Source organism: Variovorax sp. 20P10.2.4 (genome assembly GCF_058244205.1).
The window spans coordinates 1-4,767 of sequence record NZ_JBZAYE010000561.1; the positions used below are offsets into that span (position 1 = coordinate 1).

A 4,767-nucleotide genomic window follows, 5' to 3' on the forward strand; every position below is an offset into this window, starting at 1 on the left:
CCCTCGAAGCGCCGGCCGCGCTGCACGATGACCACGCCGAGTTCTTCCTCGATGCTGCGGATGGCGCCCGAGAGCGCGGGCTGCGAGACGTTGCAGGCCGCGGCGGCGCGGCCGAAGTGCTGTTCGCGCGCGAGCGCGACGACGTAGTTCAGCTGGCGGATGAACATCGGGGCGAGGCGCGCGCCCGGCTCAGCCGTGCCGCGGGCAGATCGGCGACGTGCCGGACGGCCCGTCTTCCCTGCCCTCGCCCTGTGCCTGCGTGCCTTCCGCCGGCCCCGAGAAGGCCGCGGCGAAGCAGCCGATGCCCGCGCTGCGCAGCGGCATGTAGCGCACCTGCTGGCGCGTGCACAGCCGCTTGAGGTTGTCCACCGATTCGTGGTCGATGCAGTCGACCGGGAACACCACCACATGCGCCCAGGAGACGGCCGCGGCCAGCAGGCCCGCACGATCCTCGAGGCCGCCGCCATGGCGCCGGAATTCCCCGCCATGCCGCAGCACGAGATCGCGGATCGCCGGATAGGTGCTGGGCCGCCCACCCACGTAGAGGATGCGGCGGCCCTGCAGCTGCGCATCGAGCTGCGCCGACTGGTCGTTGCGCCCGCCGTCGTCCGCGTTGATCCTTAGTTGCAGCTCGGCGGCCCCGAGCTCGCGGCCCAATGCCTGGGTGTGGCGGCGCAGATGCTCGAGCGTCTCGGCCAGCTGCGCCGCCTCGGCCTGCGCGGCGGCGGCGGTCTGCTCGGCACGTTCGCGGCGCGCGGTCTGCAGGGCGATCAGCGCGGCCGCCTTCTCGGCCCTGTCGGTCTCCTCCACGCGGTCCTGCCGTTCGGGCGCCGCGGCGGCCGTGGCCTCGATCAGTTCGCGCCGCAGCGCCGCGATCTGCCGGTCGCGCTCCTCCATCAGTTCCTGCGAGCGCAGCTGCTGGCGGTCGAGCTTCTCGCGCAGCTCCGCGTTGTCGCGCTCCAGCGCCACGAGACGGCGGATGTCCGCACGGTTGGCCGCGCCGACCAGGTGCGACAGCATGTGGACGTCGCCGAACACGCGCTGGCGCAGCGCCGGCGTGGTCTTGCGGTGCGTCAGCACGGCCCAGTAGGCGCCGGGCACCTCGCCCTGGTGCAGCGATTCGTCCCAGTAGGCGGTCAACGCCTCGGCGTCGGCCAGCTTCGAGGCACGTTGCAGTGCCGGCGCATGCCGGTGGTCGAGCGCCTTCTGCAGCGCCTTCGCGACCTGCGGGTCGTGCGAGGTCTGCCGCACCGCGTCGTGGTGGATGTCGAGGTCGCTGGCGCCCTTCACGTCGGCGAAGCGCGCCATCAGCTTGCGCAGCTCGGCCGTGCTCAGGCAGGTGCCGATCACCGAGCAATGGAGGTGGTGGTCGAGGTCCGCCAGCCGCGCGCGGCCGGCCGCGACGGCCTCATGCGCCTCGGGCTCGGGCGTGGCGCAGCAGTCGACCGCGGCATAGCGCAGCGGCGAATCCGCGCGATCGACGCGCGTGAGCGCGGCATCGGCGGCGGCGAGAAGGCGAAAAGGCGGCTGCTGCATCGGCGGGGCGCGCGACGGCGCGGTCTGGCGAAAACGACACCGCAATATACGACGCAACATAGCGAAAGCCAAGCGGGAGGGTTTTCGCCCCGGATTCCGCCCGGGAGCGGGGGAAGGCTCAGGCCTTGGCGCCGTCGCGCTCGCGCGCCTCGAGCACGGCCCATTCCTCGTCGGTGAACAGCCGCGAGCGTGTAAGGAAGCGCACGCCCTCGGGCCCTTCGAGCGAGAACATGCCGCCGCGCCCCGGCACCACGTCGATGATCAGCTGCGTGTGCTGCCAGTACTCGAACTGCGGGCCGCTGATGTAGAACGGCATGCCGCCGATGTGGCCCAGCAGCCGGTCGTAGTCGCCGACGATGAACTCGCCCTGGGCATAGCACATGGGCGCGCTGCCGTCGCAGCAGCCGCCTGACTGGTGGAACATCAGCGCGCCGTGCTTCGCGGCAAGCCTGTCGATCAGCGCCAGCGCCAGCGCCGCGTCGGTCGCGGTCACGCGCAGGACTTCTTGTGTCATGGAAAGCCTTCCTTCGAAGATGCACGAACGCCCCGCGCGTCCCGTCACGGGCCGCGCGGGGCGTGCCTTGCGGCAAGGGGATCAGAAGAAGCCGAGCTTGTTCTCGCTGTAGCTCACCAGCAGGTTCTTGGTCTGCTGGTAGTGGTCGAGCATCATGCGGTGGTTCTCGCGGCCGATGCCCGACTGCTTGTAGCCGCCGAAGGCCGCATGCGCCGGGTACTGGTGGTAGCAGTTGGTCCACACGCGCCCGGCCTGGATGCCGCGGCCCATGCGGAAGGCACGGTTCATGTCGCGGCTCCAGACACCGGCGCCCAGGCCGTAGAGCGTGTCGTTGGCGATCGCGAGCGCCTCCTCCTCGTCCTTGAAGGTGGTGACCGAGACCACCGGGCCGAAGATCTCCTCCTGGAAGATGCGCATCTTGTTGTGGCCCTTGAACACGGTCGGCTTCACGTAGTAGCCGTCCTTGAGGTCGCCCGCAAGCGTGTTGCGTTCGCCGCCGATCAGCACCTGCGCGCCCTCCTGCCGGCCGATGTCGAGGTACGACAGGATCTTCTCGAGCTGCTCGCTCGAGGCCTGCGCGCCGATCATGGTCTCCATCTCGAGCGGGCTGCCCTGGCGGATCGCGGCCACGCGCTTCAGCGCGCGCTCCATGAAGCGGTCGTAGATCGATTCCTGGATCAGCGCGCGCGAGGGGCAGGTGCAGACCTCGCCCTGGTTGAGCGCGAACATCGCGAAGCCCTCGAGCGCCTTGTCGAAGAAGGCATCGTCCTTGTCGAGCACGTCGGCGAAGAAGATGTTGGGCGACTTGCCGCCGAGCTCGAGCGTGACGGGAATCAGGTTCTGGCTCGCGTACTGCGAGATCAACCGGCCGGTGGTGGTCTCGCCCGTGAAGGCGATCTTGCCGATACGGTTGCTCGAGGCCAGCGGCTTGCCGGCTTCCACGCCGAAGCCGTTGACCACGTTGAGCACGCCCGGCGGCAGCAGGTCGCCGACGATCTCCATCAGCACCAGGATCGACACCGGCGTCTGCTCGGCCGGCTTGATCACCACGCAGTTGCCGGCCGCGAGCGCGGGCGCGAGCTTCCACACCGCCATCAGCAGCGGGAAGTTCCACGGGATGATCTGGCCGACCACGCCGATCGGCTCGTGGAAGTGGTAGGCGAAGGTCTCGTGGTCGATCTCGCTGATGCCGCCTTCCTGCGCGCGGATGCACGCGGCGAAGTAGCGGAAGTGGTCGATCGCCAGCGGCAGGTCGGCCGCGGTGGTCTCGCGGATCGGCTTGCCGTTGTCCCAGGTCTCGGCGGCCGCGAGCACGGCCAGGTTCTCCTGCATGCGGTCGGCGATGCGGTTGAGGATGTTCGCGCGCTCGGTGGTCGAGGTGCGGCCCCAGGCGGCCTTGGCCTTGTGCGCGGCGTCGAGGGCGCGGTCGATGTCGGCCGCGCTCGAGCGCGGCACCTCGCAGAAGACCTGGCCGGTCACCGGCGTGATGTTCTCGAAGTACTGGTTGTCCACGGGCGCCACCCACTCGCCGCCGATGTAGTTGCCATAGCGCTTCTTGAACGGCACCGCGGTACCGAATTTGCCCGGTTCGAGCATGTCCATGCGTGTCTCCATTGTGTTGAAGGCGCCGCGACATGCGGCGTCCCGCACGAAGGTCTGCAAGGCCCGTACCCGCCGGCCTCGGTGAAATCCCGAAGGCTCCGGCCCTGGGCGCAGCGCTGTCGCAAGGGTTTTCTTTCGCAATCTGCGACATATCCGCGCGAACATGACGGCTAGCATGTCGCGAAAGGCGAACCGGGCGAACCGGCTCGCACCCCGAACCGACTGGAGCCGTGGATGACCGACTCGCAATCGCCCTCGTCGCAGGTGGAACAGGCCCGGGAGCTCTTCTTCGTGCAGGGCCGCGACCCCGAGCCCTGGATCGCGCCGCACATCTCGCGCTCGTGGCGCCGCAGCCTGCCGGTCGATCCGCGCGGCGGCGAGTGCGAGCCGATGGCGCTGGCGCTGCTGCGCGAGCGGCGCGAACAGGCGATGCGGCTGCTCGACTGCGCCCAGCCCGAGCTCGACGGCCTGGCCGAGCACGCCACCGGCAACGGCTGCGTGGTGGTGCTGTCGGACGCCAGCGGCCTGATCCTCGACGAGATCGGCAGCCCCGACTTCCTGCCCAAGGCCGAGCGCCTCGCGCTGCGGCCCGGCGCCGGCTGGTCGGAACACCAGCGCGGCACCAACGCCATCGGCACCGCGCTGGCCGAGCGCCAGGCGCTGATGGTGCTCGGCGGCGAGCACTACCTGGCACAGAACGGCACTTTGGGCTGCGCGGCGGCGCCGATCTTCACCGGCCGCGGCGAGGTGGCGGGCGCGCTCGACATCTCGGGCGAGACGGTGCGCGTCAACAGCCATGCGCTCGGGCTGGTGCGCATGGCGGCGCAGCAGGTCGGCCACCGCATGATGCTCAGCGAGGCCAGCGGCCACCTGCTGCGCTTCCATCCGCGGCCCTCGCTGATCGGCACCGCGCGCGAAGGCCTGATGGTGATCGCCGACGGCCGCATCGCCGCGGCCAACCACGTGGCGCTCGAACTGTTCGGGCACTCGTGGCAGGAACTGCTCGACCTCGACGCCGCCACCTTCCTCGGCCGTGACTGGGCGCGCATGGAGCGCCGCCGCAGCCTGCTCACGCTGCCGGGCGGGCGCCAGATCGCGACCGTGCTCGAGCGCTC

At 70.3% G+C, this 4,767-nt stretch carries 5 protein-coding genes; 1 reads left to right on the forward strand and 4 read right to left on the reverse strand.

The features are described from left to right. The 4 genes from AC27VN_RS32950 to adh form a co-directional block, all read right to left on the reverse strand. A partial coding sequence (locus AC27VN_RS32950) for a LysR family transcriptional regulator (protein ID WP_490879295.1) occupies positions 1-167 on the reverse strand: 167 nt, incomplete at its 3' end. 22 nt (positions 168-189) lie between these two features. Further along, the gene (locus AC27VN_RS32955) at positions 190-1,536 is read right to left on the reverse strand and encodes a DUF2325 domain-containing protein (RefSeq protein ID WP_490879292.1); all 1,347 of its coding nucleotides are present in this window, start codon (positions 1,534-1,536) and stop codon (positions 190-192) included. A gap of 118 nt (positions 1,537-1,654) precedes the next feature. Next, entirely contained in the window at positions 1,655-2,050 is a 396-nt protein-coding gene (locus AC27VN_RS32960; RefSeq protein ID WP_490879293.1) for a DUF779 domain-containing protein, read from the reverse strand. An 81-nt stretch (positions 2,051-2,131) separates the two neighbouring features. Beyond that, the gene (gene adh / locus AC27VN_RS32965; protein ID WP_093344814.1) at positions 2,132-3,652 is read right to left on the reverse strand and encodes an aldehyde dehydrogenase; all 1,521 of its coding nucleotides are present in this window, start codon (positions 3,650-3,652) and stop codon (positions 2,132-2,134) included. Positions 3,653-3,886: 234 nt separating this feature from the next. Between adh and AC27VN_RS32970 the strand changes: the two genes are divergently transcribed. Then, positions 3,887-4,767 (forward strand): sigma-54-dependent Fis family transcriptional regulator (locus tag AC27VN_RS32970; protein ID WP_490879294.1); only part of this gene is annotated, 881 nt, incomplete at its 3' end.

Bases quoted from the DNA above. Each gene is read 5' to 3' on its own strand.
- AC27VN_RS32955 (WP_490879292.1), bottom strand. From the start codon at position 1,536: ATGCAGCAGCCGCCTTTTCGCCTTCTCGCCGCCGCCGATGCCGCGCTC.
- AC27VN_RS32960 (WP_490879293.1), bottom strand. From the start codon at position 2,050: ATGACACAAGAAGTCCTGCGCGTGACCGCGACCGACGCGGCGCTGGCG.
- adh (WP_093344814.1), bottom strand. From the start codon at position 3,652: ATGGACATGCTCGAACCGGGCAAATTCGGTACCGCGGTGCCGTTCAAG.